The sequence below is a fragment of the Noviherbaspirillum sp. UKPF54 genome, assembly GCF_007874125.1.
Classification (GTDB): domain Bacteria; phylum Pseudomonadota; class Gammaproteobacteria; order Burkholderiales; family Burkholderiaceae_D; genus Noviherbaspirillum.
The window spans coordinates 1,116,667-1,142,956 of record NZ_CP040128.1; the positions used below are offsets into that span (position 1 = coordinate 1,116,667).

General features: G+C 61.2%; 25 protein-coding genes. 10 read left to right on the top strand and 15 right to left on the bottom strand.

The window, feature by feature from the left end:
• The first annotated feature begins 10 nt into the window (after window positions 1–10).
• Complete coding sequence (gene rpsR / locus FAY22_RS05255) at window positions 11–295, top strand: 30S ribosomal protein S18 (RefSeq protein WP_007882558.1); 285 nt, start codon at window positions 11–13, stop codon at window positions 293–295.
• Window positions 296–322: 27 nt separating this feature from the next.
• Complete coding sequence (rplI, locus tag FAY22_RS05260; protein ID WP_146329243.1) at window positions 323–775, top strand: 50S ribosomal protein L9; 453 nt, start codon at window positions 323–325, stop codon at window positions 773–775.
• Window positions 776–839: 64 nt separating this feature from the next.
• Here rplI and FAY22_RS05265 read toward each other — a convergent pair whose 3' ends face one another.
• From FAY22_RS05265 to FAY22_RS05280, 4 genes are read right to left on the bottom strand one after another with little or no spacing between them, the layout of a single operon-like run.
• Entirely contained in the window at window positions 840–2,408 is a 1,569-nt protein-coding gene (locus tag FAY22_RS05265; RefSeq protein ID WP_146329244.1) for a DHA2 family efflux MFS transporter permease subunit, read from the bottom strand.
• A 9-nt stretch (window positions 2,409–2,417) separates the two neighbouring features.
• Window positions 2,418–3,593 (bottom strand): efflux RND transporter periplasmic adaptor subunit, encoded by a 1,176-nt coding sequence (locus FAY22_RS05270; protein ID WP_146329245.1) that lies wholly within the window; start codon window positions 3,591–3,593, stop codon window positions 2,418–2,420.
• Between the two features lie 42 nt (window positions 3,594–3,635).
• Window positions 3,636–5,120: an efflux transporter outer membrane subunit gene (locus FAY22_RS05275; protein ID WP_146329246.1), complete on the bottom strand. Its 1,485-nt coding sequence runs from the start codon at window positions 5,118–5,120 to the stop codon at window positions 3,636–3,638.
• A 30-nt stretch (window positions 5,121–5,150) separates the two neighbouring features.
• The gene (locus tag FAY22_RS05280) at window positions 5,151–5,477 is read right to left on the bottom strand and encodes a MarR family winged helix-turn-helix transcriptional regulator (RefSeq protein ID WP_168204777.1); all 327 of its coding nucleotides are present in this window, start codon (window positions 5,475–5,477) and stop codon (window positions 5,151–5,153) included.
• Window positions 5,478–5,769: 292 nt separating this feature from the next.
• On the opposite strand from FAY22_RS05280, the gene FAY22_RS05285 reads away from it, so the two are divergent.
• The 3 genes from FAY22_RS05285 to FAY22_RS05295 all read left to right on the top strand — a co-directional run bounded on the left by FAY22_RS05285 (window position 5,770) and on the right by FAY22_RS05295 (window position 8,981).
• Window positions 5,770–7,194, top strand: coding sequence for a replicative DNA helicase (locus FAY22_RS05285; RefSeq protein WP_210411896.1), 1,425 nt, complete (start codon window positions 5,770–5,772; stop codon window positions 7,192–7,194).
• A 116-nt stretch (window positions 7,195–7,310) separates the two neighbouring features.
• On the top strand, window positions 7,311–7,937 hold the full coding sequence (locus tag FAY22_RS05290) for a DUF47 domain-containing protein (protein WP_146329249.1): 627 nt from the start codon (window positions 7,311–7,313) through the stop codon (window positions 7,935–7,937).
• Between the two features lie 33 nt (window positions 7,938–7,970).
• Window positions 7,971–8,981 carry an inorganic phosphate transporter gene (locus tag FAY22_RS05295; RefSeq protein ID WP_146329250.1) on the top strand — a complete coding sequence of 337 codons (1,011 nt, stop codon included), beginning with the start codon at window positions 7,971–7,973 and terminating at the stop codon, window positions 8,979–8,981.
• A 62-nt stretch (window positions 8,982–9,043) separates the two neighbouring features.
• Here the strand turns inward: FAY22_RS05295 and FAY22_RS05300 are convergent, their stop codons facing one another.
• From FAY22_RS05300 to FAY22_RS05345, 10 genes are all read right to left on the bottom strand, one after another.
• Window positions 9,044–10,699 carry a PhoH family protein gene (locus tag FAY22_RS05300; protein WP_210411897.1) on the bottom strand — a complete coding sequence of 552 codons (1,656 nt, stop codon included), beginning with the start codon at window positions 10,697–10,699 and terminating at the stop codon, window positions 9,044–9,046.
• Between the two features lie 203 nt (window positions 10,700–10,902).
• Complete coding sequence (locus FAY22_RS05305) at window positions 10,903–11,379, bottom strand: peroxiredoxin (protein WP_146329251.1); 477 nt, start codon at window positions 11,377–11,379, stop codon at window positions 10,903–10,905.
• Between the two features lie 43 nt (window positions 11,380–11,422).
• Window positions 11,423–12,373: a polysaccharide deacetylase family protein gene (locus FAY22_RS05310; RefSeq protein WP_146329252.1), complete on the bottom strand. Its 951-nt coding sequence runs from the start codon at window positions 12,371–12,373 to the stop codon at window positions 11,423–11,425.
• Window positions 12,374–12,381: 8 nt separating this feature from the next.
• On the bottom strand, window positions 12,382–13,437 hold the full coding sequence (locus FAY22_RS05315; protein ID WP_146329253.1) for a bifunctional UDP-4-keto-pentose/UDP-xylose synthase: 1,056 nt from the start codon (window positions 13,435–13,437) through the stop codon (window positions 12,382–12,384).
• Window positions 13,438–13,467: 30 nt separating this feature from the next.
• The gene (locus FAY22_RS05320) at window positions 13,468–14,373 is read right to left on the bottom strand and encodes a formyltransferase (protein ID WP_146329254.1); all 906 of its coding nucleotides are present in this window, start codon (window positions 14,371–14,373) and stop codon (window positions 13,468–13,470) included.
• 4 nt (window positions 14,374–14,377) lie between these two features.
• Window positions 14,378–15,331 carry a glycosyltransferase gene (locus FAY22_RS05325; RefSeq protein ID WP_146329255.1) on the bottom strand — a complete coding sequence of 318 codons (954 nt, stop codon included), beginning with the start codon at window positions 15,329–15,331 and terminating at the stop codon, window positions 14,378–14,380.
• Between the two features lie 12 nt (window positions 15,332–15,343).
• Window positions 15,344–16,468 (bottom strand): DegT/DnrJ/EryC1/StrS aminotransferase family protein, encoded by a 1,125-nt coding sequence (locus FAY22_RS05330; RefSeq protein WP_146329256.1) that lies wholly within the window; start codon window positions 16,466–16,468, stop codon window positions 15,344–15,346.
• A gap of 23 nt (window positions 16,469–16,491) precedes the next feature.
• Window positions 16,492–16,863 (bottom strand): multidrug efflux SMR transporter, encoded by a 372-nt coding sequence (locus tag FAY22_RS05335; protein ID WP_146329257.1) that lies wholly within the window; start codon window positions 16,861–16,863, stop codon window positions 16,492–16,494.
• Window positions 16,860–18,539: a glycosyltransferase family 39 protein gene (locus tag FAY22_RS05340; RefSeq protein WP_146329258.1), complete on the bottom strand. Its 1,680-nt coding sequence runs from the start codon at window positions 18,537–18,539 to the stop codon at window positions 16,860–16,862. The genes FAY22_RS05335 and FAY22_RS05340 overlap by 4 nt, the downstream gene beginning before the upstream one ends.
• A complete protein-coding gene (locus FAY22_RS05345; protein WP_146329259.1) occupies window positions 18,536–18,916 on the bottom strand; it encodes an Mth938-like domain-containing protein in 381 nt (126 codons plus the stop codon). The genes FAY22_RS05340 and FAY22_RS05345 overlap by 4 nt, the downstream gene beginning before the upstream one ends.
• 187 nt (window positions 18,917–19,103) lie before the next feature.
• On the opposite strand from FAY22_RS05345, the gene FAY22_RS05350 reads away from it, so the two are divergent.
• The gene (locus FAY22_RS05350) at window positions 19,104–20,333 is read left to right on the top strand and encodes a pyridoxal phosphate-dependent aminotransferase (protein WP_146329260.1); all 1,230 of its coding nucleotides are present in this window, start codon (window positions 19,104–19,106) and stop codon (window positions 20,331–20,333) included.
• 75 nt (window positions 20,334–20,408) lie between these two features.
• Window positions 20,409–21,731 (top strand): homoserine dehydrogenase, encoded by a 1,323-nt coding sequence (locus FAY22_RS05355; RefSeq protein WP_146329261.1) that lies wholly within the window; start codon window positions 20,409–20,411, stop codon window positions 21,729–21,731.
• 60 nt (window positions 21,732–21,791) lie between these two features.
• Here FAY22_RS05355 and FAY22_RS05360 read toward each other — a convergent pair whose 3' ends face one another.
• Window positions 21,792–22,367 (bottom strand): helix-turn-helix domain-containing protein, encoded by a 576-nt coding sequence (locus FAY22_RS05360; protein ID WP_146329262.1) that lies wholly within the window; start codon window positions 22,365–22,367, stop codon window positions 21,792–21,794.
• A 148-nt stretch (window positions 22,368–22,515) separates the two neighbouring features.
• Here FAY22_RS05360 and kbl point away from each other — a divergent pair, with 148 nt between their 5' ends.
• From kbl to thrC, 3 genes are all read left to right on the top strand, one after another.
• Entirely contained in the window at window positions 22,516–23,724 is a 1,209-nt protein-coding gene (kbl, locus tag FAY22_RS05365) for a glycine C-acetyltransferase (protein ID WP_146329263.1), read from the top strand.
• Between the two features lie 10 nt (window positions 23,725–23,734).
• Window positions 23,735–24,700, top strand: a complete 966-nt coding sequence (locus FAY22_RS05370; RefSeq protein ID WP_146329264.1) for an NAD-dependent epimerase/dehydratase family protein — start codon at window positions 23,735–23,737, stop codon at window positions 24,698–24,700.
• A gap of 117 nt (window positions 24,701–24,817) precedes the next feature.
• Window positions 24,818–26,290: a threonine synthase gene (gene thrC / locus FAY22_RS05375; RefSeq protein WP_146329265.1), complete on the top strand. Its 1,473-nt coding sequence runs from the start codon at window positions 24,818–24,820 to the stop codon at window positions 26,288–26,290.

A 26,290-nucleotide genomic window follows, 5' to 3' on the forward strand; every position in this document is an offset into this window, starting at 1 on the left:
GGAGCCAAACATGGCATTCGGTAAAAAATTCGACAAGAGCAAACTCAAGCAAAAGCGCCAGCAGCAAAACCCGCTGTTCAAGCGCAAGAAATTCTGCCGCTTCACCGCCGCCGGCGTTGAGCAAGTGGACTACAAGGACGTCGACACCCTGAAGGACTTCGTCCAGGAAAACGGCAAGATCATGCCGGCACGCCTGACCGGCACCAAGGCACACTACCAGCGTCAGGTCGACACCGCGATCAAGCGCGCCCGCTACCTCGCGCTGCTGCCGTACACCGATCTGCACAACGCCTGATTGACGACTGAGAAATAGGAGAAAAACATGCAAGTCATTCTGTTGGAAAAAGTCGTCAATCTCGGCAACCTCGGCGATGTGGTGAAGGTCAAGGACGGCTACGCACGTAACTTCCTGATCCCGCAACGCGTGGCACGCCGCGCAACGCAGGCCGCCGTGGCGGAATTCGAAGCCAAGCGCGCCGAACTGGAAAAGGCTGCAGCCGAGAAGCTGGCAGCGGCACAAGCCCAGGGCGAAAAACTGACCGGCATGACCGTTCAGATCGCGCAAAAGGCTGGCGTCGACGGCCGTCTGTTCGGTTCCGTGACCAATGCCGACATCGCCGCTGCCGTGACCAAGCAAGGCTTCCCGGTCGAGAAGGCACAGATCCGCATGCCGCAAGGCCCGCTGAAGACCACCGGCGAGCATCCGATTTCGGTTGCGCTGCACACCGACGTGATCTCGGAAATCACCGTTTCCGTGGTGGGCGAGCAAGCGTAAGCGAAATCGCTCCCAATAAAAAAGCCGGCTTTCGAGCCGGCTTTTTTTATGCTCCGCTTGGATGTCAATGTCCCACGGCTGCGGCCACACCCTTCTTCGGCTTGGTCAGCCAGACCAGGCTGGTCAGCGCGAAAAACGCAACCGAGCAATACAGGAAGAAGTCATCGGTCGCCAGCATGTAGCTTTGCGCGTTGATGGTGCGCTCCACGACTGCGAACGCCTGATTGAGCGACAGGCCGCCAGCCTGCAGGGTGCCGAGGTACTCGTTGCTGGCCGGTGAAAAATGCGAGACGTTTTCCACCAGCCGCGAATGGTGATCGGTCGCCAAGTGCTCCCACATCGTCACGCTGATCGCAGTGCCCATCGCGGCGCCCAGCGTGCGCAGGAAGTTGGACAGGCCGGATGCTCCCGCCATGTGGTCGGGCGTGATATTGGACAGCATCAGCGATTGCACCGGCAGGAAGAAGCAGGCCATGCCGATGCCTTGCACCAGCCGCGGATTGACGATGTCCCAGAACCCGACTTCGAGCGACATCTGCGTATTCCACAGCGATACCGCGCCCATCACGATAAAGGCGAAGGTCGCCAGTGCGCGCAGGTTGAGCCTCGCGATGTTCTTGCCGATGATGGGTGACAGTATCAGCGTGAAGATGCCGATCGGCGCCATCGCCGCGCCGGCCTGCGCGGAGGTGTATCCCATCACCAGTTGCAGCCAGAGCGGAAAGATCACGACCGAGCCGAAGTAGGTCATGAAGCCGACCGACAGCAGGATCACGCCGTAGCGGAAGTTCTTGTCGCGGAATAGCTGCAGCTCGACGATCGGATGGTCCGAGGTCAGCACCCAGGCGATGAAGAAGGTCAGCGCCACGACTGCGATGACGCCGAGCGCCGTAATGAAGGGCGACGCGAACCAGTCGTAGTCCTTGCCGATTTCCAGCATCAGCTGCAGGCTGCCGACGCCGACCACCAGCAGCAGCAGGCCGACGACGTCGAGCGGCATTTTGACGGTGGCCGATTCGCGCTTGCGCATCAGCGTCCAGATGGTGATGCCGCCGAACAGGCCGATCGGGATATTGATCAGGAAAATCCACGACCAGTGGTAGTTGTCGCTGATATAGCCGCCCAGCAGCGGGCCGGCGATCGGCGCAAGAATCACCGTCATCGCCCACAGTCCCATCGCCGCGCCGCGCTTTTCGGGCGGGAAGTTCCGCACCAGCAGTGTCTGCGACAGCGGCACCATCGGCCCCGACACCAGGCCCTGGAGCAACCGGAACACGACGAGCATCGGCAGGTTGACCGAGAACGCTGCCAGCGCCGACATCAGCGTGAATGCCAGGACCGACATCACGAACAACTTCACCTCGCCAACGCGGCGCGCCAGCCAGCCGGTCAGCGGCACAGCGATGGCGGCCGCGACCGAGTAGGCGCTGATGATCCAGGTTCCCTGGTTGGTCGACACGCCGAGCGCGCCGGCAATGGTCGGGATCGAGACGTTGGCGATGGTGATGTCGAGGATTTCCATGAACGTCGACAATGCCGCCGCGATGGTCAGCAATAAGAGCGCCGGCCCCTTCAATGGCTGCAGCGCCGGCGGCGCAGCCGGCGATGCGTTGTTGTTCGATTCCGATTGCATCCGGTGTCCTTATTTCAGGTTGGTTGCAATGATCGTATCGATGCGCGCCTTGGCGGCGGCGTCGACCGGATTGCCGGGCGTGGTAGCCGTCAGCGCATGCGCGCGGCCGGCACTCTCGCCGACCGGCGCGCCTTGCCGTTCGTGCAGGTCGACTTCGACGTGCATGGACAATCCGACGCGCAGCGGGTGTTCGGCCAGCTGCTTCGGATCGAGCGCAATCCGTACCGGCACGCGTTGCACTACCTTGATCCAGTTGCCGGTCGCGTTCTGCGCTGGCAGCAAGGCAAACGCGGAACCGGTGCCGGCGCCGAGACCTTCCACCTTGCCGGCGTATTTGACCTTGCCGCCGTAGATGTCGGCGGTCAGTGTCACCGGCTGGCCGATGCGCATCTCGCGCAGCTGCGATTCCTTGAAGTTGGCGTCGACCCACAACTGGTCGAGCGGCACGATCGCCATCAGCGGCGCGCCCGGCGTCACGCGCTGTCCGACCTGCACGCTGCGCTTGGCGACTTCGCCCCCGACCGGGGCGTACAGGGTGGAGCGGGACTTCGCCAGCAGCGCTTCCTGCACCCGGGCCGCGGCGCGCTGCACGTTCGGATGATTGGCGACGCTGGTGCCCTCGGTCAGGGCGCGGCCCGAAGCGAGCTGCTCTTTCGCCGCCGCGAGCGCAGCCTGGGCGGCTGCGACTGCGCTTTCAGCGTGCCGGATTTCTTCCGACGACACGGCGCCGGAACCGGCCAGCGCCTTGCGGCGCCCCAAGTCATCCTTTGCTCTTGCCAGTTCCGCCTCGCGCACGGCCAGGTTGGCGCTGGCCTGTGCCTGGGCGGCGTACAGCGTGCGCACTTCGCGCACCGTCTGCGCCAGCTGCGCTTCAGCCTGCGCCAGTGCAACGTCGGTATCGGCCGTGTCGAGCGCCACGAGCGGCTGTCCTGCCTTGACCATGCTGGTGTCGTCCGCGTAGATTTTGGCGACCGTGGCTGCGATCTGCGGCGTGATCTGCACGACATTGCCCTGAACGTAAGCATTGTCGGTGTCTTCGATGTAGCGAGATACGAGCGCCCAATACAGTCCCGAGCCGACGGCGGCCGCCGCGAACACGGCGCCGATGGTCAGCAGGATTTTCTTGCGCTTGGGCGCGCCCGAAGGGGCGGCCTGGTTCGTCGATGCGATCGGTGCTGCACTCATGATTTCTCCTGGATTGGTATCTGTTTGAATTGGCTGTGCGCGTCAGTGCTGCGCAAGAGACTGTGCCGTGCCCGGCTCGGCGAATCCGCCACCCAGCGCGCGTATCAGCGCGATCTGCAAGTCGTCGCGTCGCGCCTTAAGGCTGGCCATCGCGCGCCGTTGCGCCAGCAACTGGGTTTCGACGGTCAGCACGGTCAGGTACGGCGACAGCCCGCCCTTGTAGCGCAGGGTGGCGAGCCGATGGGCTTCCTCGGCGGCGGCCAGCGCTTCGCGCGTCGCCGCTTCTTCGCGGGCAAGGTCGGCCGCGCGCGTGAGCTGCTCGGCCACGTCCTGCGCAGCGTTCAGCACCGACTGGTTATATTGCGCAATGGCGGCATCGATGTCGCTGGCCTTGGCTGCATAGTTCGCCTGCAGGCGGCCGCCGTCGAAAATCGGCAGCCGGACCGCCGGCCCGACGCTGTTGATCAGGCTGCCGGCATTGAACAATTGGCCGAGTCCGATGGACTGGAAGCCGATCAGCGCATTCAGGTTAATGTTGGGGTAAAACTGCGCCCTGGCCGCTTCCTTGTCGCCGATCGCAGCGACGACGCGGGCGCGCTGCGCGGCCAGCTCCGGCCGGCGGCCCAGCAGGTCGAGCGGCAGGTTGGCCGGCACCGTGAAGGAAGCGCCTGACATCGCCGGGCGCTTGATGGATTCGGCAGCGGAAGGCATGTCGCCGGCGAGCGCGGCGAGCTGCAGGCGCGTGACCTTGATGGCGGTGGCAAGTTGTTCCTGCTCGATGCGCAGGGCGGCTTCGTTGGTTTCCGCCTGCTTGACTTCCACCTTCGTGTCGAGGCCGTTGGCCACGCGCTGGTCGATCAGTTTGTGGATGTCCCGGCGTTGCTGCTGGGTGGCGTCGAGCACGTCCTGCAACTCATATTGCGTCGCCAGCTGGGCATAGGCGCGGGCGATCGAGGTGGTGAGCGCCAGCCGGGCGGCGTCGCGGTCGAAGACCGCCGCTTTCAGCTGCGCGTCGGCGGCACGGATCAATGCCGCGTTCTTGCCCCAGACGTCGAGCTCGAAGCCGAAATTGACCGCGGCCTGCCCCTGGCTGATGTATTTGCCGGCAGGGCCGAGCGGTGGGTGCGGGACCAGGTAATTTTCCGACTGCCGGCCGTAGCTGGCGTCGATGCCGGCGCCGACCTGTGGTCGGTCCGCCGCGCGCCCGAGTTCGGCCGACGCTTGCGCGCGGGCGATGCGGGCCTGGGCGGCGGCGAGCGTCGGGCTGTTCGCCAGCGCATGCCGCATCAGTTGATCCAGTTGAGCGTCCTGGTAGGCGAGCCACCATTCATCCTTCGGCCACGCGGCGGCGGCTTGTCCGATGGCGGTCGGCTGCGCAAACGAAACGGCATCGATCTGCTTCACGTTTTGTTCGACCGGGTGAAAGCCGGCGCAGGCCGTGAGCAGGAGCGCTCCGGATGCAGCGGACAGCGTTTGCAGGCGACGGCGGGAAAGTCGCTGCATGAGCGGAAAGTGTGCAGATGTCATGTTGTCGTTGTTTTGCTGGGAACGGTGAGGTCAGGCGTTGGCGATCATGCGGCGCAGGAAATCCTTAAACTGGTCAATTTCCGCCTCAGTGAAGCCGCGTAGATGGTGATTCAGGGTATCGACCACGACCTGCGTCATCTGGTCGGCTAGCTGCTGTCCTTTATCGGTCAGCGACACTTCGATCACGCGTCGGTCGGCGCAGCTGCGCACACGCTGGATGAAGCCTTTTTCTTCCAGGCGATCGAGCATGCGCGTCATGGCGCCGGTATCGGCCAGGAGTTCACGCGCGAGGTCGGCCGCGGTCCTGGCTTGTCCATGCAACAATTTCAGGAAGATACCGAGTTGTGCGTGTGTCATGTCGAAGGGGGCCAGCCGCCGGTCGACTGTTAATGCGAGTTGATTGCCGGCACGTTTAAGCAGAAAACCGACGCTTTCGCAGGGACTGTAATTTTTCAAGCTGTATGGCTCGGACATGATTTGACGAAAAGAAGAAGCAATGAAATGAAATATAGCTGCCTAGTCAGTAAGTGTCAAGGCAGTTAGTGGCGTGGCAGTGAATTGAAAATGTGAAAAATATTGAAGGTTGGCAAGAGGAATATTCCCGGGCGCCGCGTGTTACGGCTTTGGACGAGCAGGTATAATGCGCGCCATGAATACACGTACCACGGATCGCAACTTCGATCGCAGGGACGATCGTAAAAGCGATCCCCAGCTGGACGCGCTTCGCGTTCCTCCCCATTCCATTGAAGCGGAGCAGTCGGTCATCGGCGGCTTGCTTCTGGATAATGGCGCATGGGACCGGATTGCGGACTTCATCAATGAAGACGACTTTTATCGTTACGACCATCGCATCATCTTTCAGCACATTGTCAAGCTGATCAACGCCACCAAGCCGGCCGACGTCATCACTGTCTTTGAGGCGCTCAGCATCAGCGGCAAGGCGGAGGAGGTCGGCGGGCTGGCTTACCTGAATGCGCTGGCGCAGAACACGCCGTCCGCCGCCAACATTCGACGTTACGCGGAAATCGTGCGCGACCGTGGCGTGCTGCGCAAACTTATTACGGTTTCAGACGAAATCGCGACCAACGCGCTCAATCCCCAGGGCAAGGAAATCAAGCAGATCCTGGATGAGGCGGAATCGAAAATCTTTGCGATCGCGGAAGAGGGTGCGCGCGGCACATCCGGCTGGATGGGAATCCAGCCGCTGCTGACGCAGGTGGTCGAGCGCATCGACGAACTGTACAACCGCGACAACCAGAACGACATTACCGGCGTGCCGACCGGCTTCATCGACCTGGACCGGATGACCTCCGGCCTGCAGCCGGGCGACCTGATCATCGTCGCCGGCCGGCCGTCGATGGGTAAAACCGCGTTCTCGCTCAACATCGGCGAAAACGTCGCGATCGACGCCGGATTGCCGGTCGCCGTGTTTTCCATGGAAATGGGCGGCGCGCAGCTGGCGATGCGTATGCTCGGTTCGGTCGGGCGACTGGACCAGAGCCGCTTGCGTGTCGGCAAGCTCAACGACGAGGACTGGCCGCGCCTGACGCATGCGATCCAGAAGATGAACGACGCGCAGCTGTATATCGACGAAACGCCGGCGCTGAGCCCGGTCGAATTGCGAGCCCGCGCCCGCCGCCTGTCGCGCCAGTGCGGCAAGCTCGGCCTGATCATCGTCGACTACCTGCAGCTCATGTCCGGCAACGGCAGCGGCGAGAACCGCGCCACCGAAATCTCGGAAATTTCGCGAAGCCTCAAGGGCCTGGCGAAGGAGCTGCATTGCCCGCTCATCGCGCTGTCGCAGCTGAACCGCTCGCTGGAGCAGCGTCCCAACAAGCGTCCGGTAATGTCGGACTTGCGCGAATCCGGCGCCATCGAGCAGGACGCCGACGTGATCATGTTCATTTACCGCGACCAGGTCTACAACCCGGATTCGCCGGACCGGGGCACTGCGGAAATCATCATCGGCAAGCAGCGTAACGGCCCGATCGGCGCGGTGCGCCTGACTTTCCACGGCGAATACACGAAGTTCGATAACTACACCGGCGGCAACGCAATCTTTGACAGCGAATAACAATGGTGCGCGCGGCGCGCCGCGACGCTTGGGACGGTCGAGCGGGCGCCACGACGCGGCTCGCTAGATGCCTGCGGCGATGACGGATGAATGCTTTAACTTTAAGAGAGTGAACTATGTTTGGACGACTGATGCCCAGCGAGGGAAAATTTTTTGAACTCTTTGTTCAGCATGCCGACCTGTGCGTGAAGGGGGCGAAGGAAATGGTCTCCGTGATGACCAACTTCGACGACCTGGAAAATCGCGTGCATGCGATTGAAAGCATCGAAAAGCAAGCGGACAAGGTCACCCACAGCACGCTCGAACTGTTGCACAAGACATTCATCACGCCACTCGACCGCGACGACATCCACCAGCTGATCACGCGCATGGACGACATCCTCGACCTGCTGGAAGATGCCGCGCAGACCATCTCGCTGTACGACATCAAGGCGGTCACTCCGGAAGCCAAGCGACTGGCCGAGTTGTGCCTTGCCGGCGCGGAAAAGGTCAAGGCCGCGGTAGGCCTGCTGCACAACATGGACAATGCCCAGCAGATCCTGTCCCTGTGCGAAGAGATCGACCGCTTCGAGTCGGACGCTGACCACGTGATGCGCGCCGCCATGTCCAAGCTGTTCCGCGACGAGCCGGATGTGCGCACCCTGATCAAGCTGAAGGCGATCTACGAAATCCTGGAGACGGTCACTGACCGTTGCGAGGACGTGGCCAACATCATCGAAGGCATCATTGTCGAAAACGCCTAGCGCATCGCTCCGACGGACTAGAACAACAATCTCATGCACACCCTTCAAATCAGCATTTACGTTCTCGGCTTCCTGATCGCGCTGGCACTGCTGTTCGACTTCATGAACGGCTTTCACGACGCCGCCAACGCGATCGCGACTGTGGTGTCGACCGGCGTGCTCAAGCCGCAAACCGCGGTGGCGATGGCGGCAGTATTCAACGTGATCGCGATTTTCTTCTTCCAGCTGAAGGTGGCATCCACCGTCGGCAAGGGGACGGTGGACCCGGCGATCGTCGATCACTACGTGGTGTTCGGTGCGCTGGTCGGCGCAATCTTCTGGAATGTCCTGACCTGGTACTACGGCATTCCATCGTCGTCGTCGCACGCATTGATCGGCGGCTTGGTCGGGGCGGCTGTGGCGAAGGCGGGCACCGGATCGCTGATCTCCTCGGGACTAATCAAGACCATTTCGTTCATCGTGCTGTCGCCGCTGCTCGGCTTCGTGTTCGGCTCGATCATGATGGTATTGGTGTCCTGGCTGTTCGTGCGCTCAACGCCGCGCCGCATCGACAAGTGGTTCCGCCGTATGCAGCTGGTCTCGGCATCGATGTACAGTCTGGGCCACGGCGGCAACGACGCGCAGAAAACCATGGGCATCATCTGGATGCTGCTGATCGCAGCCGGCGCTTCCTCCGCACAGGATCAGATGCCGCCGTGGTGGGTCATCATCAGCTGCTATACAGCGATCGGTCTGGGCACCCTGTTCGGCGGCTGGCGCATCGTCAAGACCATGGGGCAGAAGATCACCAAGTTGAAGCCGGTCGGCGGCTTCTGTGCCGAAACCGGCGGCGCGATCACGCTGTTCCTGGCGTCCGCGCTCGGCATCCCGGTGTCCACCACGCATACCATTACCGGCGCCATCGTCGGTGTGGGCTCGGCGCGCAAGATGTCGGCCGTGCGCTGGGGCGTTGCGGGCAATATCGTGTGGGCCTGGATCCTGACGATACCCGCGTCGGCCTTCGTCGCCGCGATCGCGTGGTGGATCGGCACCAAGATTCTTTAATCAGGAATCGCATGAAAAAAGCCCGCAATTGCGGGCTTTTTTGTTTGGAGCGGCGCGGCCGCCTACAACACGTCGCTGGCGTGGTCGGCCAGGCGCGAACGCTCGCCGCGCGCCAGCGTCACATGACCGCTGTGCGCCCATCCCTTGAATCGGTCCACGACGTAGGTAAGGCCGCTCGACCCTTCGGTCAGGTAGGGCGTGTCGATCTGCGCGATGTTGCCCAGGCAGACGATCTTGGTGCCGGGGCCGGCGCGCGTGACCAGCGTCTTCATCTGCTTGGGCGTCAGGTTCTGCGCTTCGTCGATGATCAGGAACTTGTTGACGAAGGTGCGTCCGCGCATGAAGTTGAGCGACTTGATCTTGATGCGCGAACGGATCAGGTCCTGGGTCGCGGCGCGCCCCCATTCGCCGGCGTCGGAATCGGACTTGTTCAGCACTTCCAGGTTGTCGTCGAATGCGCCCATCCACGGCGACATCTTTTCTTCCTCGGTGCCAGGCAAAAAGCCGATATCTTCGCCGACCGGAACCGTGACGCGCGTGACGATGATTTCGTTGTAGAGCTTAGTTTCGAGCACCTGCGCCAGGCCTGCCGCCAGTGCCAGCAGGGTCTTGCCGGTGCCGGCCTGGCCGAGCAGGGTGACGAAGTCGCATTCCGGATTCATCAGCAGGTTGAGGGCGAAGTTCTGCTCGCGGTTGCGCGCGGTGATGCCCCACACGCTGTTCTTGCCGTGCGTGTAGTCGCGCAGGGTCTGGATCACGGCGGTCTTGCCGTTGATCTGTTTTACCTGGCCATAGAATGGCGCTTCGCCGGTCTTCGGCTCCAGGTAGACGAACTGGTTGATCAGGAAGGAAGGCACGTTCGGCCCGCTCAGCCGGTAGTAGGTATAGCCGGTGCCGTGCTTGTTCTCCTGCCACGACTCCATGCCCTTGCCATGCTTGTTCCAGAAGTCGTCCGGCAGCTGCAGGATGCCGGAATAGAGCAGGTCGGTATCTTCCAGCACATGGTCGTTGAAGTACTCTTCCGCCGGCAGACCCATCGCGCGGGCCTTGATGCGCATGTTGATGTCCTTCGACACCAGCACGATCGGACGGTCCGGATACTGCGCTTCCAGCGCGCGCACGACGCCGAGAATCTGGTTGTCGGCTTTCCCGATCGGCAGGCCTTCCGGCAGTTCCATGGTCTGCAGTTTGGTCTGGAAGAACAGGCGGCCCTTGGCGTCCTTGTTGCCCAGCTTGGAGAGGGGAATGCCTTCTTCGATCGCATGCTCTTCCACGCCGGCCACCAGCGCATCGAGCGAGCGCGAGACCTGGCGGGCGTTGCGCGCGACTTCGGACATGCCTTTCTTGTGGTTGTCCAGCTCTTCCAGCGTCATCATCGGCAGGTAGACATCGTGCTCCTCGAAGCGGAACAGCGAGGTCGGGTCGTGCATCAGCACGTTCGTGTCGAGCACGAAAATCTTGGAAACGCCCAGCTTGTCGGCAGTACGGCTGACATTGGACTTGATCGTGGTCTCCACGTCCTTCGGCTTCGCGGTGCGCTTCGCGGCCGGAGCCTTCTCGGCGGTCTTGGCGCGGGCCTTCGGTGCTGCTTCGGTCGTGTGCGGCGTTGATTCCACCAATGTCATCAGGGGTTTTACCGATTTGCCTTTCTCTGCCTTCGGATAGTCTGCGGGGGAGAGCAGTTCTGCGGGTTTGGTCGGTAATTTAGGTAGTGGCATCAGGACCTCAATCTAAAGTGTGTTGAACTGACTGCGAGGAGATTCAAACAGCGCCAGGCGGGGTGCCGGAAGAGGTGTGAACTGGTCGAGCGAGCTGTTTGGAAAGCAAAAAAGCCGTTTGGGGGGAGGCTCGACGCCTCTTCCGCAAACGGCTTTCTGCAAGAAAATTCTTTTAAATTCAATGTGTTCTGCGTTTGACGCGATTAAGCGAGCGTTTTGACGAATTCCAGAACTTCATCAACGTGCCCAGGCACCTTGACTCCACGCCATTCTTTCACCAATTTCCCGCTGGCGTCAATCACAAATGTACTGCGTTCAACGCCACGTACCTTCTTGCCATACATGCTTTTTATTGCCATTACGTTGAACAGATTGCAAACGGTTTCGTCCGGATCGGAAATCAGGTCGAACGGCATCGCCAGTTTCGCCTTGAATCCTTCGTGGGAGCGAATGCTGTCGCGGCTGATGCCGAAGACTTCGGCATTGGCTTCCTGGAATTGTGGATGAAGATCGCGGAATTGCATGCCTTCCGTCGTGCAACCGGGCGTGTTGTCCTTGGGGTAAAAATACAACACTACGGTCTTTCCCTTGTAGTCGGACAGCGTGAAAGTCTTTTCGCCAGTCATCGCTGCGGAAAATTCCGGGACAGTCAGATTCAGTGCGGATGGGGTATCGTCCACGCTACTCTCCATAGTAGTTATTGTTGCTGGTTGCAACGATTGTTTATTGGCTTGACGATGGCTGGACGATCAGCTCGCCCGACCGGCCGGGCAATTCGCCCCAGCTGACCGGATAGGTTGGCAAGGGCTCGTTTTTGACCTTCTGGTAGTAATCCGCCATCGACGCCAGATCGTAACCCTGCGCCTTCCATCCTTCCAGCAATTGTTCAAAGATGGGGGCGAGTTTTTGCCCTTCAAGTTCGGCATGCAGCGTGAACACATGGTCGCGCGGCGACGCGGTGAGCTTCAGAATGGTACGCGCGATATTTGACTCGTCGATGACAACACCATTCACGGTGCGTCCCAGCAGTTCATCCAGCGTCGGCAGCGTGGTCGGCAACTGTATGCAGGACAGCGTCTTGCCGAAGGCCTGGAGGCGGTGCGGGCCGGCATTGCTATCGGCCAGTTCGCCGCTTTCGGTCAGCTGGCAACGACCATCCGATGCATACGCGAAGCCGAAGGCGTCGAGCTGGGCGAAGGCATGCTCGTTCATCTGCCAGCCGGCGGCGCCGTGGGTCTGGGGGGGCTGTCCGAAAATTCCGCGGAAGCGATCGAATGACTGCTGCAACTGCTTCTTGGTCCAGGCAGCGTCACGCTGGCGCACGTTGTCTTGCCAGACGACGTGATCCCAGGTGTGGATGCCGCATTCGAATCCGGCCGCTTGCGCCACCCGCATCTGCTGGGCGCAAGTCTTGCCGATATCGGGCGCGGGCAGCAGCACGCCGTACATCAACGTCTTGATCCCGTAATGCTCCACCACGGAAGTGCGCGAGACTTTCTGGAAAAAGCCGGGGCGGAAAGCGCGCCGCAAGGCCCAGCCGGTATGGTCGGGTCCGAGCGAGTACAGGAAGGTGGCGTTGGCCTGGTGTTTTTGCAGAAGGCGCACCAGATTGAGCGCGCCTTCCCGGGTGCCGCGATAGGTGTCGACGTCGATTTTGAGGGCGAGGACAGGCATCAGGGCATTTAGTCCATCAGCGCCTTGGCTTCGCCCACCTGGCCGCGGTAGGCATCGAAGATGTTACGCAGCGTGTCTTCCATCGAGGTGGTCGGCTTCCACTTCAGCTCGTCGCAGGTGTTGGTGATCTTCGGCACGCGGTTCTGCACGTCCTGATAGCCCTTGCCGTAGTAGGCGGCGGACGTGGTTTCGACCAGTTTCACCTTCTTCGCGGATTCCGCGTATTCCGGATACTTGGCGGCGAGTTTCAGCATCATGTCGGCCAGTTCGCGGATCGAGTAATTGTTGGTCGGGTTGCCGATGTTGTAGATCTTGCCGCTGGCGACGCCGCCTTCGTTGGCGATGATGCGCATGAGTGCGTCGATGCCGTCATCGATATAGGTGAAGGCGCGCTTCTGCTGGCCGCCGTCGACCAGAGAGATGTTTTCGCCGCGCACGATGTGGCCGAAGAACTGGGTCACGACGCGCGAGCTGCCTTCCTTCGGCGTATGGATCGAATCGAGGCCGGCACCGATCCAGTTGAACGGGCGGAACAGGGTGAAATTCAGGTTGTCCTGCATACCGTAGCCCCAGATCACGCGGTCCATCAGCTGCTTGGCGCAGGAATAGATCCAGCGCGGCTTGTTGATCGGGCCGCAGATCAATTCGGATTCTTCCGGATCGAATTCCTCGTCATGGCACATGCCGTAGACTTCCGAGGTGGACGGAAATACCAGGTGCTTGCCGTACTTGGCGGCGGAACGCACGATCGGCAGGTTCGCCTCGAAGTCGAGTTCGAACACGCGCAGCGGCTGCTTCACGTAGGTTGAAGGCGTGGCGATCGCGACCAGCGGCAGGATCACGTCGCATTTCTTGACGTGATACTCGACCCATTCCTTGTTGATCGTGATGTCGCCTTCGAAGAAGTGCATGCGGCTCTTGTACGCTTCATTTTCCAGGAGGTCGGTGATGCGGTCGGTCATCATGTCCATGCCGAACACGTGCCAGTCGGTGGTCTCCAGGATGCGCTTGGACAGATGGTGGCCGATGAAGCCGTTGACGCCGAGGATGAGTACTTTTTTCATAGGAGTGTCTTGTTGAGCCGCCGCTCCGTTTTACGAACGGGACGACAGGAATTGTTGTAACTCTTGCGGCGAAACCGGTTTGCCGTCCGCCATGAGCTCGTGAATTAAAAGCGCGCGACCGTCGCCGCATACGCCAAACATGCAATTATCCACTACTGCCAAGCCTTGCTGCAAATCGGGTTTTGCCCGATCGGCAAGGCGGGCCTTGATAATAATGAAAGTTTTTCCACCTGTCGTCGTCCACGCGCCCGGGTAGGGCGGGGCGACGGCGCGATGCAGGTTGTAGACCTCCTGGGCCGGCTTTGACCAGTCGATGCGGCCGTCTTCCGGCTTGCGCCCGCCAAAATAACTGCCTTTTGACAAATCGTTGGTCAATTTCGGCGTTTGGCCGGCCAGCATTGCCGGCAACGCGTTCCACAAGGCTTGTTCGGCTGCTACCGTGACCTTGCCGAAAACTTCATACGCAGTATCGTCGGGAAGAATCGGAACCGCCGCCTGGGCTACGATGGCGCCGGCATCCGGCTTGGCGGCCATTTCGTGCAGCGTGGCACCGGTTTCCGTTTCACCATGCAGCACCGCCCAGTTGACCGGCACGCGGCCGCGATATTTCGGCAGCAGCGAGCCGTGCATGTTGTAGGCGCCATGCTTTGCCAGCGCCAGCAGGTCGACCGGCAGCATGTGGCGGTAGTAGAAGCTGAAGATGAAATCCGGCTGCAGCGCCTGCACCTGCTTGAACAGCTCGGGCGACTTCGGGTCATCCGGTGTGACGAACGGAATATCCTTTTCGCGGCACAGTGCGGCGACCGATTCGAACCAGATGGTTTCGGCCGGATTGTCCTGGTGGGTGACGACCAGCGCGACTTGCACGCCGCGCGCCAGTAGCACCTTCAGGCAGCGCACGCCGACGTTATGGTAGGCAAAGACAACGGCTCGCATTGGCTTATTCCTTCCCCGGCTGTTCGCCGGTTTGTTCCAGGATCGCCTGCACCACGAAACGCGGACGCCCGCGCACCTGCTGGTAGATACGGCCGACATACTCACCGACAATGCCGATGCCGAACAGGATCACGCCCATCAGGAAGAAGGCGATCGCGAACAGCGTGAACACGCCTTCGACCTCAGAGCCGAACAGGAAACGGCGCAGCAGCAGCACGACGAACAGGGCGGCCGACACGAACGACAGGCCGATGCCGAGGATCGAGAAGAATTGCAGCGGCATCAGCGAGAAGCCGGTGACCAGGTCGAAGTTCAGGCGGATCAGGCTGTAGAGCGAATACTTCGACTCGCCCGCCGCGCGTTCCTCGTGCTCGACCACGATCTCGGTCGGCTTGCGCGCGAAGGTGTAGGCGAGCGCCGGAATGAAGGTATTGACTTCGTTGCACTGGTTGACCAGGTCAATCACGTTGCGGCCGTAGGCACGCAGCATATTGCCCTGGTCGGTCATCTTGATGTGCGTGATGTTTTCGCGCAGCCGGTTCATCGCCTTGGAGGCGTGGGTGCGCCAGGCCGAATCCTGCCGCTCGCGGCGGATCGAGCCGACATAATCGTAACCTTCGCCCATCTTCGCGATCAGGTTGCCGATCTCTTCCGGCGGGTTCTGCAGGTCGGCGTCGAGCGTGACGACGATCTCGCCGCGCGTTGCCTTGAAGCCGGCGAGGATCGCCATGTGCTGGCCGTAATTCCCATTGAACAGCACGACGCGGGTGACGTCCGGGCGCGCGCGGAATTGGTCGGCCAAGATGGCGGCGGAACTGTCGCGACTGCCGTCGTTGACGAACACGATCTCATAAGGCAATCCCAGCTTGTCGAGCGCGGGATAAAGGCGCGCGAACAGCTTGGCCAAGCCGGCTTCTTCGTTATAAACGGGAATGACGACGGATAATTCTGGTTTCATCAATCGCTGGTCTTATTGTTGAAGGACGGATTTTACCGCGCCGACCGTGCGTTCGACATCGTTTTCCGTGAGGGCGAAGAACATCGGCAGCGTGACGATCTGGCGGCCTACGCGCTCCGCGACCGGGAACATGCCTTCCTTGAAGCCGCGTTCGCGGTACAGCTTGAACAGGTGGATCGGCGCATAGTGGTAACCGACGCCGATATTCTTTTCCAGCATTTTCGCCATGAAGTCGGCACGGGTGATGCGTTCCGGTAGCACCAACTGGAATAGGTGCCAGTTGGTGTCTTCGAAGTCGGCAACCGGCAGCTGGGCGCCGAATTTTTCCTCGAAATCCGGGCCGAAGCAGGTGAAGTAATGCTTGGCCAGCGTGCGGCGCTTTGCGGTGATTTCGTCGAGACGCGCGATCTGGCCGAGGCCGATAGCCGCGTTAATGTCGGTCATGTTGAACTTGCCACCCAACACGTCGACTTCGATGCCGTCGAGGCCGCTGCGGGTGACGCCCTGCAGGCGATATTTTTCCGCCAGCCTGGCTTCGTCGGTATTGTTAAGCACCAGGCAGCCGCCTTCGGCGGTGGTGATGTTCTTGTTGGCCTGGAAGCTGAACGACACGAAATCGCCGAATGCGCCGATCGGCTTGCCTTTCCATGTCGATCCGAGCGCCTGCGCGGCGTCTTCGACCACGCGCAGATTGTGTTTCCTTGCAATTTCATACAGGCGGTCCATGTCGACCGGCTTGCCCGCGAGGTAGACCGGAATGACGGCCTTGGTACGCGACGTGATCGAGGCTTCGAGCTTGTCGAGGTCGATGTTGCGCGTCACTGGATCGATGTCGGCGAACACCGGCGTGGCACCGACTTCGATGATCACATTGGCCGTGGCAACCCAGGAAATCGGCGTGGTGATCACTTCGTCGCCCGGCCCGATGCCGGCGATGCGCAAGGCGATCTCCATGGTGCAGGTGCCGGAATTGAAGGTGCGCACCGGGCGTCCGCCGAAATACTCGGACAGCTTCGCTTCGAATGCTTGCACCTTGGGGCCGCTGGTGATCCAGCCGGAACGCAGCACGTCGGCGACCGAGGCAATCGTTGCCTCGTCTATGGTGGGGCGGGAAAAAGGCAGGAAGGATTCGCTCATGATGAATGATGGAAAAGTTGAATTCAGCTGCGCGCCAGCAGGACGACGCCGACGATGATGATGCCGATGGCCAGCAGGCGCTGCGCGGAAACGGCTTCGCCGAGAAAATACCATGCGCCGATCGCATTGATGATGTATCCGATCGACAGCATCGGATAGGCGATCGTGACATCCACGCGCGACAATCCGATGATCCACACCAGCACCGAAATCACGTAACAGCCCAGGCCGCCGATGATCGGCAACTGGGTTGCCAGTTTCAGTCCGGTGGAGAACCAGTTTTGCGCGGTCAGGTGGATCGCGCCGACCGCATTGGTGCCGGCTTTCAGCAGTAACTGTGCGACGGCATTCAGGCAGATGCCGGTGAGGATAAAACCGAAGGTCGTCAGATTCATGAATTCTTGATGTCGTTGGTCACGATGATGCGGCGCGGATCTTGCGCGATGATGCGCATCGGCAAGCCTTGTTTTTTCAGTTCGACGAAGGCGTCGGGATGGATGATCGCGACCGCCTTCTTGCCTTCGGCATGCAGTGCGTTCCATTTCGCCACGAATTCCGCGCGGGTCGGAATCCACAGTTGCGGCTCCTGCTTGACGCCGAACTCCATTTCATCGGCGTGCTCGACCAGGGTCATGGTGCGCCGCAGGTAGAAGGGCAGCGACTGCTCGTACAGGCGCACCAGGAAAATCGGCGTCTGCGGCGTCAGTTCCGCGGCAATCGCGGGTACGTGGTCGAGGCCGGCCTTGTAGCGGCCGAGCGGCTCGTGACCGATCATCAAGACCTGCCCGCTGACGAACGTGGCGGCCGCCAATGCGATCAGCGACCATTCCCGCCGGCGGCGCGCCAGGAAGGCTGCAAGCAGGCCGCCCGCCAATGCTATCACCGCACCGGCCACAACCCACGGCAGGTAGGCCTGGTAGATCGGCTTTTCGTAGGCATTGCTGGCCAGCTCGGGAATCTTTCCGACGAAACCGAGACCGACTGCGGCGAACAGCGCGACCAAGGCCGCCGTCAGCATGATTGCCTTGTCCGATGCCTTTTCCAGGTGGCAGGCGATCAGCAGGGCCAGCGACGGGAAAATCGGCAGGATGTACGAAGGCAGCTTGGAGCCGGAAATGCTGAAGAAAAAGAAAATGAATACCGACCAGACCAGCAGCATTTTCTTCGGCCGGAAGCCTTGCATCGGCTCGCGGCGCGCATTCCACAGGCTTTGCGCGAGCACGCCCAGCCATGGCACGATGCCGAGTATCAGTATCGGGATGAAGTAATACCACGGGCCGGCGCGATGGTGCACCTTGCTGGTAAAGCGTTGGAAATGCTCGTGGATGAAGAAGAAATTCGGGAATTCCGGATTCTTCAGCGACACCAGCACGAACCAGGGCGTCGCAATCGCAAAGAACAGCAGCAGGCCGGCGCCGAAATGCAGGCGTTTCCAGATCGCCCAGTCGCGCGACAGCAGGGTGTACAGCACCAGCACGGCGCCGGGCAGCACGATGCCGATCAAGCCCTTGGACAGCACCGCGAGTGCCATGCCGGCCCAGCATGCCAGCATCCAGTTGCGCTGCTCGCGCCCGCTGGCGTCATTGTGTTGCGCAAGCAGCAGGGCGGCGAGCGTGAGCGTCATCATGCCTGCCAGTCCCATGTCCAGCGTATTGACGTGGCCGAGCGCCGCCCAGAACAGGCTGGATGCAAGCACCAGTCCGGCATGGAAGCCGATGCGCCGGCCGAAGACCCGCGTTCCCGCATAGGCTGTGATCAGGATGCCGAACAGGCCGCACAGGCCGGTCCATAGCCGGGCCTGCCACTCGCCCAGCCCGAATGCCTCGAAGGTAATTGCATTCATCCAGGTTTGCAGCGGCGGCTTTTCGAAGTACTTGAGGCCGTTCAGGCGCAGCGTGATCCAATCGCCGGTGGCGACCATTTCCCGCGCCATTTCAGCGTAGCGGCCTTCGTCGGTCGGCACCAGCGTGCGGGCGCCGAGCGCGTAAAACCAGACTGCGCAGAAGATCAGGAGTAAGGCCCAGAGGGCGGGTTTGGAGATCGGAAGTTGCGATTTATAGTGATCTGTCATGCCGTTTGGTCGAAAATGAGGGCCAGGGCGACCTTGCGGCCTTCGCCCATCAGGATGTTGTAGGTGCGGCAGGCAGCCTGGTTATCCATGCATTCGACGCCGATGTGCCGCGCGGAAAGAGCCGCGATCAGCTTCGGATGGATGAAACGCTGGCGACGGCCGGTACCCAGAATGACGACATCCGGCACCATGGCTTCGATCTGGGCGAAATGCTCGGGCAACAAGGCATCGAACGAAGTGGGCGGCCACGGCGCAGGAGGTGTCTCGGGCAATACCACGAGGCTGTGGGCGAAGCGCACGGCATTGATTTCGACGCCCGTATCGTCGTAGGCCGTGGCGGTTTGATAATGTTGGGTCGGGGTGGCATGCAGCTTCATGGCGCTATAGACAGGCTGCCGGGCGTGAATTTCCGACAATTGGAATAAAAAGATGCGGCATTGTAGCGTTTTCCAAAATAAACGCTACGGCATCCGTTGATAAAACAGATTGCTTTCGGCAAAATGGGTATTTTGGCGGTGCACCATTGCATCCCATTTCTTGTATTTTCTGTAAGGGATTGCACGCGTGCGACCGATTCAAAAATCGAAAAAACTGGCAGACGTCTGTTATGACATTCGCGGCCCTGTCCTGGAAAAGGCCAAGCAAATGGAGGACGAGGGTCACAAGATCATTAAGTTGAATATCGGCAACTTGGCCGTGTTCGGCTTCGACGCACCGGACGAGATCGTGCGTGACATGATCCTGAACCTGCCGAATTCTGCCGGATATACCGATTCGAAGGGGTTGTTCGCGCCACGCAAGGCCATCATGCATTACACCCAGGAAAAAAAGATCCCGGGGGTGACGATCGATGACATTTATATCGGCAACGGTGCGTCCGAGCTGATCGTGATGGGCATGAACGCGCTGCTCAACAGTGGCGACGAAGTGCTGGTGCCGGCGCCCGATTATCCGCTGTGGACGGCGGCGGTCAGCCTGTCCGGCGGCACTCCGGTGCACTATGTCTGTGACGAACAGGCCGACTGGTATCCGGACATCGAGGACATCAAGCGCAAGATCACGACCAATACCAAGGCGATCGTGGTCATCAACCCGAACAACCCGACCGGCGCGCTGTACCCGACGGAATTGCTGGAGCAGATCGTCGAGCTGGCGCGCCAGCATCAGTTGATCGTGTTTGCCGACGAGATCTACGACAAGACCCTCTACGACGGCGCGACCCACACCTCGATCGCATCGCTGGCGGACGACGTGCTGTTCGTGACCCTGAACGGCTTGTCGAAGAACTACCGTTCCTGCGGCTATCGCGCCGGCTGGATGGTGGTGTCGGGCCAGAAGAAGCATGCGAAGGATTACATCGAAGGCCTGAACATGCTGGCGTCGATGCGCCTGTGCGCCAACGTGCCCGGGCAGTTCGCGATCCAGACCGCGCTGGGCGGTTACCAGAGCATCAACGACCTGGTCGGGCCCGGCGGACGTCTGGCGCGGCAGCGCGACCTGGCGCACCGGCTGCTGACCGAGATTCCGGGCGTATCCTGCGTCAAGCCGCGCGCGGCGCTCTACATGTTCCCGAAGCTCGATCCCAAGATGTACCCGATCGAGAACGATCAGCAGTTCGCCTATGAACTGCTGGCCGAGGAGAAGGTGCTGATCGTGCAGGGTACCGGCTTCAACTGGATCGCACCCGACCATTTCCGCGTCGTGTTCCTGCCGAATTCGGACGATCTGGGCGAGGCGGTCGGGCGCATCGCGCGCTTCCTCGACGGCTACCGCCGCCGGCACGGCGCGGCCTAGTTTTGCTCCAATACGCCCGCGTCCTTCCGGCATGAAGGGCGCGGGAAACTCATTTTTAAATAGACTTCACTCGCTATGAAACCCATCAAAGTAGGCTTGTTAGGCATCGGTACCGTCGGTTCCGGCACGTTCAACGTATTGAAGCGCAACCAGGAAGAGATTACGCGCCGCGCCGGACGTTCGATCCAGATCACGATGGTGGCCGATCTGAACACGGCCCGTGCGAAGGAGCTGACCAACGGCGAGTGTGAAGTAGTCAATGACGCCAACCTGGTTGTGAGCAATCCGGAAATCGACATCGTCATCGAGCTGATCGGCGGCTACGGCATCGCCAAGGACTTGGTGATGAAGGCGATCGCCAACGGCAAGCACGTGGTCACCGCCAACAAGGCGCTGCTGGCGACGCACGGCACCGAGATCTTCAAGGCGGCGCAGGAAAAGGGCGTGATGGTGGCGTTCGAGGCGGCGGTTGCCGGCGGCATCCCGATCATCAAGGCGCTGCGCGAAGGCTTGACCGCCAACCGCATCGAGTGGATCGCCGGCATCATCAACGGCACCACCAACTTCATCCTGTCTGAAATGCGCGACAAGGGCCTGGACTTCGACGTCGTGCTGAAAGAGGCGCAGCGCCTGGGCTATGCCGAAGCCGATCCGACCTTCGATATCGAAGGCGTCGACGCGGCACACAAGGCGACCATCATGTCGGCCATCGCCTTCGGCATCCCGGTGCAGTTCGACAAGGCCTATGTGGAAGGCATCACCAAGCTGCAGGCGACCGACATTCGCTACGCGGAACAGCTCGGCTATCGCATCAAGCTGCTTGGCATCGCCAAGCGCACCCAGGTCAATGGCAGCGAAGGGATTGAACTGCGCGTGCACCCGACCCTGATTCCGGCCAAGCGCCTGATCGCCAACGTGGAAGGCGCGATGAACGCGGTGCTGGTGCAGGGCGACGCGGTCGGCGCGACGCTTTATTACGGCAAGGGTGCCGGCTCCGAGCCGACCGCATCCGCGGTGATCGCCGACCTGGTCGACATCACCCGTCTGGCGACGGCCGATCCGGAGCATCGCGTGCCGCACCTCGCGTTCCAGCCGGATGCGATGACCGATACGCCGATCCTGCCGATGTCGGAAGTGACGACTAGCTACTACCTGCGCATGCAAGTGGCGGACCAGCCGGGCGTGCTGGCCGATATCACGCGCATCCTGGCGGATTCGACGATTTCGATCGACGCCATGCTGCAGAAGGAGCCGGCCGAGGGTGAGACCCGCGCCGACATCATCATCCTGACGCACCAGACGAAGGAAAAGAACATCGTGGCGGCGATCGGAAAGATCGAGGCGCTCTCTACCGTCGTCGGTGCAGTGACCAAGATCCGCCTGGAACAGCTAAGCTGATTCCATTTCAACGCAAGTCGCGCGGCCCGGGACATGGCGTTCCGGGCCGTTTTATTTTGCCTATCGGTGGATGACGACCAACAAGGCTTTCGCCTCGGTCTTGCCGACATTGCGGATCGCGTGGCTCTTGTCAGCCAGGTAACGCGCGGTCCCGCCCGCCTTCAGCTTTTTCTTCGTGCCGTCCACTTCGACTTCCAGCGCGCCGTGCAGCAGCGTCAGGTATTCCGACGTGCCCGGGTCGTGCGGATTGGACACCAGCGCGCCATCCGGCACCAGCGTCAGTTCATACCATTCGTATTTCCCCGCCAATTCCATCGGCCCCAGGATGCGCAATACATAGCCGGCATGGCTGCCCGGCAGGGTCGGCGTCTCATGCGGCTCCAGGATATGGATCGCTTCGACTTCCTGCGCTTCGCTCGACAGCAGTTCTTCTATGCCAACTCCCAACGCGTTCGCCAGGCGCCAGGCGACCGCGATGGTCGGATTCGCCTTTTCCCGCTCGATCTGCGACAGCATGGATTTCGACACGCCGGCCGCGCGCGACAGGTCGTCCAGCGTGAGGCCGCGCTTGAGGCGCAGCTTCTGGAGCATGACCCCGACTTCGGGCGGGGAACTTGGCGTGCTGGTTTTTTTCATAACAGATGCTTGCAATGTTCAATGGGGATGGATAATATTCAATATATTGAACTTGAGTTCTAAATAGTGAATTTGTTTTATGAATTGCATCGTAGCAGATTGGATGCAAAAACAGTGAATCGAACTGCGAGAGGATGGTGGAATTGTAATGAGTGCAACAACTGCACGAGAAGACTTTTATTCGGGTTTGGACCGTAATCTCGCCATCCTGCGCGAGCAGGGACTGTACAAGCCCGAGCGCGTGATCGCATCGCGCCAGGGCCCGGAAGTGACGAGCGACGACGGACGTACCCTGATCAACCTGTGTGCGAACAATTACCTCGGCCTGTCGGGCGACGAAGCGATGGTGCGCGCGGCGATCGACGCGACCGAGAAATACGGCTACGGCCTGTCCTCGGTACGCTTCATCTGCGGCACCCAGACGGTGCACAAGCAGCTGGAGCGTGCGCTGTCCGAATTCCTCGGCATGCAGGACACCATCCTGTACGCGGCGGCTTTCGACGCCAACGGCGGCCTGTTCGAGCCTCTGTTCGACGAGAACGACGCGATCATTTCGGATGCGCTGAACCATGCGTCCATCATCGACGGCATTCGTCTGTGCAAGGCGGCGCGCTTCCGTTACGAGCACAACGACATGGCCGACCTGGAAAAGCAGTTGCAGGCTGCCGCGGACAAGCGTCACAAGGTGATCGTCACCGACGGCGTGTTCTCGATGGACGGCACGATCGCGCAGCTCGACAGGATCTGCGACCTGGCCGACCGTTACGGCGCGCTGGTGATGATCGACGAAAGCCACGCGACCGGCTTCATGGGCAAGACCGGCCGCGGCACGCACGAGCATCATGGCGTAATGGGCCGGATCGACATCATCACCGGCACGCTCGGCAAGGCGCTGGGCGGCGCAATGGGCGGATTCACCGCGGCGCGGCGCGAAGTGATCGATACCCTGCGCCAGAAGTCGCGCCCCTACCTGTTTTCCAATTCGCTGGCGCCGGCGATCGCCGGGGCATCGCTGGCCGTGCTGCAGCGCCTGTCGTCGTCGACCGAGCTGCGCGACCGCCTGCACGAGAACACCGCCTACTTCCGCAAGGCGATTGCCGAACTGGGATTCACGATCAAGCCCGGCACGCATCCGGTGGTGCCGGTGATGCTGTTCGACGCGCCGCTGGCGCAGAAATTCGCGGCGCGCCTGTATGAACTGGGCGTGCTGGCGACCGGCTTCTTCTATCCGGTGGTGCCGATGGGGCAGGCGCGCGTGCGCGTGCAGCTATCGGCCGCGCACAGCAGGGAGCAACTGGACAAGGCGCTCGCCGCGTTCACGCAGGCAGGCCGGGAACTCGGTATTTTGAAGAATTGAGGAATTCAGCATGGAACGGATTTTGGTCATCGGCGCCAATGGGCAGATCGGCAGCGAACTGGTGGAGGCGCTGGCCGCGAAACATGGCGCGGAGAACGTGATTGCGGCGGATATCGCGCCGCGCAGCCTGTTCGGCGCACTCAGCTACGAAACGGTCGATGTGCTCGACAAGGAGCGCGTGGTACAGATCGTCGAGCGCTATGGCGTGACGCAGGTCTACCAGCTCGCGGCGCTATTGTCCGTGACCGGCGAACAGGCGCCGCTGAAGGCGTGGACGCTGAACATGAACGGGCTGCTGAACATCCTGGAACTGGCGCGCGAACGCGGGCAGGCCGGCAAGCCGCTGAAGGTGTTCTGGCCGTCGTCGATCGCGGCCTTCGGCCCGCATACGCCGGCGGTCGACACGCCGCAACTGGCGGTGATGGATCCGACCACCATCTATGGGATCAGCAAGCAGGCCGGCGAGCGGCTGTGCGAATACTACTTCAGCAAGTTCGGCGTCGACGTGCGCAGCATCCGCTATCCAGGCATCATCAGCTACAAGTCGCCGCCGGGCGGCGGCACCACCGATTATGCGATCGCGATCTTCCATGCGGCCAAACGCCATGAGCGCTACGCCTGCTTCCTCGGCCCGGAAACCACGCTGCCGATGATTTACATGCCGGACGCGATTCGTGCCACGATCGAGCTGATGGATGCGCCGGCCGAGCAGATCCGCGTGCGCTCCGCCTATAACGTGGCGGGCCTGAGCTTCAATCCACGCGAACTGGCGCAGGCGATCAAAAAGCGCGTGCCGGGCTTCGAGATCGCTTACCAGCCCGACCATCGGCAGGCGATCGCCGATACTTGGCCGCACAGCCTGGATGACACCTATGCGCGGGCGGACTGGGGCTGGCAGGCGGCGATCGGGCTGGACCGGCTGGTGGAGGACATGCTTGCGCATATCGAGGCGCCCGCGCTGCATCACGCCGCGTAAGCCAGACGCGGGTGGAATGGCCTGCCCCAGGGCGCGCCGGCACGGAAACCGCGGTGGGGCGCAGGCGCTCCAGTTATAATGTTGGATACCCCGTTGCCATCCAATCCATTCCATTTTATGCAATACGTTTCCACCCGCGGCCAAGTATCGGCACAATTTCCGGCGCAATCCTTTTCCCAGATCCTCTTGGGTGGCCTCGCTCCCGACGGCGGTCTTTATCTGCCGGTCGAATATCCGAAGGTCAGCGGCGACGAGCTCGATGCGTGGCGCAAGCTGTCCTACGCCGACCTCGCTTTCGAGGTGCTGAAGAAGTTCGCGACCGACATCCCGCAGGAAGACCTGAAGGCGCTGGCGCACAAGACGTATACCGCCGACGTGTACCGCAATGCGCGCGCCGGCGAGGATGCGTCGCAGATCACGCCGCTGCGCGTGCTGGAAGAGAGGGACGGAGCGAAACTGGTATTGCAGGCCCTGTCGAACGGGCCGACGCTGGCGTTCAAGGACATGGCGATGCAACTGCTCGGCAACCTGTTCGAGTACGAGCTGGCCAAGGAGCATTCGGAGCTGAACATTTTCGGCGCGACTTCCGGCGACACCGGCAGCGCGGCCGAATACGCGATGCGCGGCAAGAAGGGTATCCGCGTGTTCATGCTGTCGCCGCACAGGAAGATGAGCGCGTTCCAGACCGCACAGATGTTCAGCCTGCAGGATCCGAATATCTTCAATATCGCAGTCGAAGGCGTGTTCGACGATTGCCAGGACATGGTGAAGGCGGTGTCGAATGACCTCGAATTCAAGACGCGCCAGAAGATCGGCACCGTCAATTCGATCAATTGGGCGCGCGTGGTCGCGCAGGTCGTGTACTACTTCCGCGGCTATCTGTCGGCGACTACTGCCAATGAACAGAAGGTGTCGTTCACCGTCCCGTCGGGGAACTTCGGCAATATCTGCGCCGGCCATATCGCTCGCATGATGGGCCTGCCGATCAACAAGCTGGTGGTGGCGACCAACGAGAACGACGTGCTCGACGAATTTTTCCGCACCGGCGTCTACCGCGTGCGCAAGTCGGCCGAAACCTATCACACCACCAGCCCCAGCATGGACATCAGCAAGGCGTCCAATTTCGAACGTTTCATCTATGACCTGCTGGACCGCGACGCCGAGCGCGTGCGCGCGCTGTTCAAGAAGGTGGAAACGCACGGCGGCTTCGACCTCTCCGGCAAGCCGGGCAGCGACGGCGACGAATTCAAGAAAGTCGCGCAGTACGGCTTCGTATCCGGCAAATCGGTGCACGCGGACCGCATCGCGACCATCCGCGACGTGCAGGCGAAATACGGCGTGACGATCGACACCCACACCGCCGACGGCGTGAAGGTGGCGCGTGAAAACCTGGTTGCGGGCGAGACCATGATCGTGCTGGAAACCGCCTTGCCGGCGAAGTTCAACGAGACGATCCGCGAAGCGCTCGGGCGCGACGCCGAACGTCCGGCCGGCTTCGAGAATATCGAGGCGCTGCCACAGCGTTTCGAGGTGATGGCGCCGGACGTCGAGAAGATGAAGGCCTACATCGCCAGCCGCACCGGCTTGTGA

Bases quoted from the DNA above. Each gene is read 5' to 3' on its own strand.
- rpsR (WP_007882558.1), top strand. From the start codon at position 11: ATGGCATTCGGTAAAAAATTCGACAAGAGCAAACTCAAGCAAAAGCGC.
- rplI (WP_146329243.1), top strand. From the start codon at position 323: ATGCAAGTCATTCTGTTGGAAAAAGTCGTCAATCTCGGCAACCTCGGC.
- FAY22_RS05265 (WP_146329244.1), bottom strand. From the start codon at position 2,408: ATGCAATCGGAATCGAACAACAACGCATCGCCGGCTGCGCCGCCGGCG.
- FAY22_RS05270 (WP_146329245.1), bottom strand. From the start codon at position 3,593: ATGAGTGCAGCACCGATCGCATCGACGAACCAGGCCGCCCCTTCGGGC.
- FAY22_RS05275 (WP_146329246.1), bottom strand. From the start codon at position 5,120: ATGACATCTGCACACTTTCCGCTCATGCAGCGACTTTCCCGCCGTCGC.
- FAY22_RS05280 (WP_168204777.1), bottom strand. From the start codon at position 5,477: ATGACACACGCACAACTCGGTATCTTCCTGAAATTGTTGCATGGACAA.
- FAY22_RS05285 (WP_210411896.1), top strand. From the start codon at position 5,770: ATGAATACACGTACCACGGATCGCAACTTCGATCGCAGGGACGATCGT.
- FAY22_RS05290 (WP_146329249.1), top strand. From the start codon at position 7,311: ATGTTTGGACGACTGATGCCCAGCGAGGGAAAATTTTTTGAACTCTTT.
- FAY22_RS05295 (WP_146329250.1), top strand. From the start codon at position 7,971: ATGCACACCCTTCAAATCAGCATTTACGTTCTCGGCTTCCTGATCGCG.
- FAY22_RS05300 (WP_210411897.1), bottom strand. From the start codon at position 10,699: ATGCCACTACCTAAATTACCGACCAAACCCGCAGAACTGCTCTCCCCC.
- FAY22_RS05310 (WP_146329252.1), bottom strand. From the start codon at position 12,373: ATGCCTGTCCTCGCCCTCAAAATCGACGTCGACACCTATCGCGGCACC.
- FAY22_RS05315 (WP_146329253.1), bottom strand. From the start codon at position 13,437: ATGAAAAAAGTACTCATCCTCGGCGTCAACGGCTTCATCGGCCACCAT.
- FAY22_RS05320 (WP_146329254.1), bottom strand. From the start codon at position 14,373: ATGCGAGCCGTTGTCTTTGCCTACCATAACGTCGGCGTGCGCTGCCTG.
- FAY22_RS05325 (WP_146329255.1), bottom strand. From the start codon at position 15,331: ATGAAACCAGAATTATCCGTCGTCATTCCCGTTTATAACGAAGAAGCC.
- FAY22_RS05330 (WP_146329256.1), bottom strand. From the start codon at position 16,468: ATGAGCGAATCCTTCCTGCCTTTTTCCCGCCCCACCATAGACGAGGCA.
- FAY22_RS05335 (WP_146329257.1), bottom strand. From the start codon at position 16,863: ATGAATCTGACGACCTTCGGTTTTATCCTCACCGGCATCTGCCTGAAT.
- FAY22_RS05340 (WP_146329258.1), bottom strand. From the start codon at position 18,539: ATGACAGATCACTATAAATCGCAACTTCCGATCTCCAAACCCGCCCTC.
- FAY22_RS05345 (WP_146329259.1), bottom strand. From the start codon at position 18,916: ATGAAGCTGCATGCCACCCCGACCCAACATTATCAAACCGCCACGGCC.
- FAY22_RS05355 (WP_146329261.1), top strand. From the start codon at position 20,409: ATGAAACCCATCAAAGTAGGCTTGTTAGGCATCGGTACCGTCGGTTCC.
- FAY22_RS05360 (WP_146329262.1), bottom strand. From the start codon at position 22,367: ATGAAAAAAACCAGCACGCCAAGTTCCCCGCCCGAAGTCGGGGTCATG.
- kbl (WP_146329263.1), top strand. From the start codon at position 22,516: ATGAGTGCAACAACTGCACGAGAAGACTTTTATTCGGGTTTGGACCGT.
- FAY22_RS05370 (WP_146329264.1), top strand. From the start codon at position 23,735: ATGGAACGGATTTTGGTCATCGGCGCCAATGGGCAGATCGGCAGCGAA.
- thrC (WP_146329265.1), top strand. From the start codon at position 24,818: ATGCAATACGTTTCCACCCGCGGCCAAGTATCGGCACAATTTCCGGCG.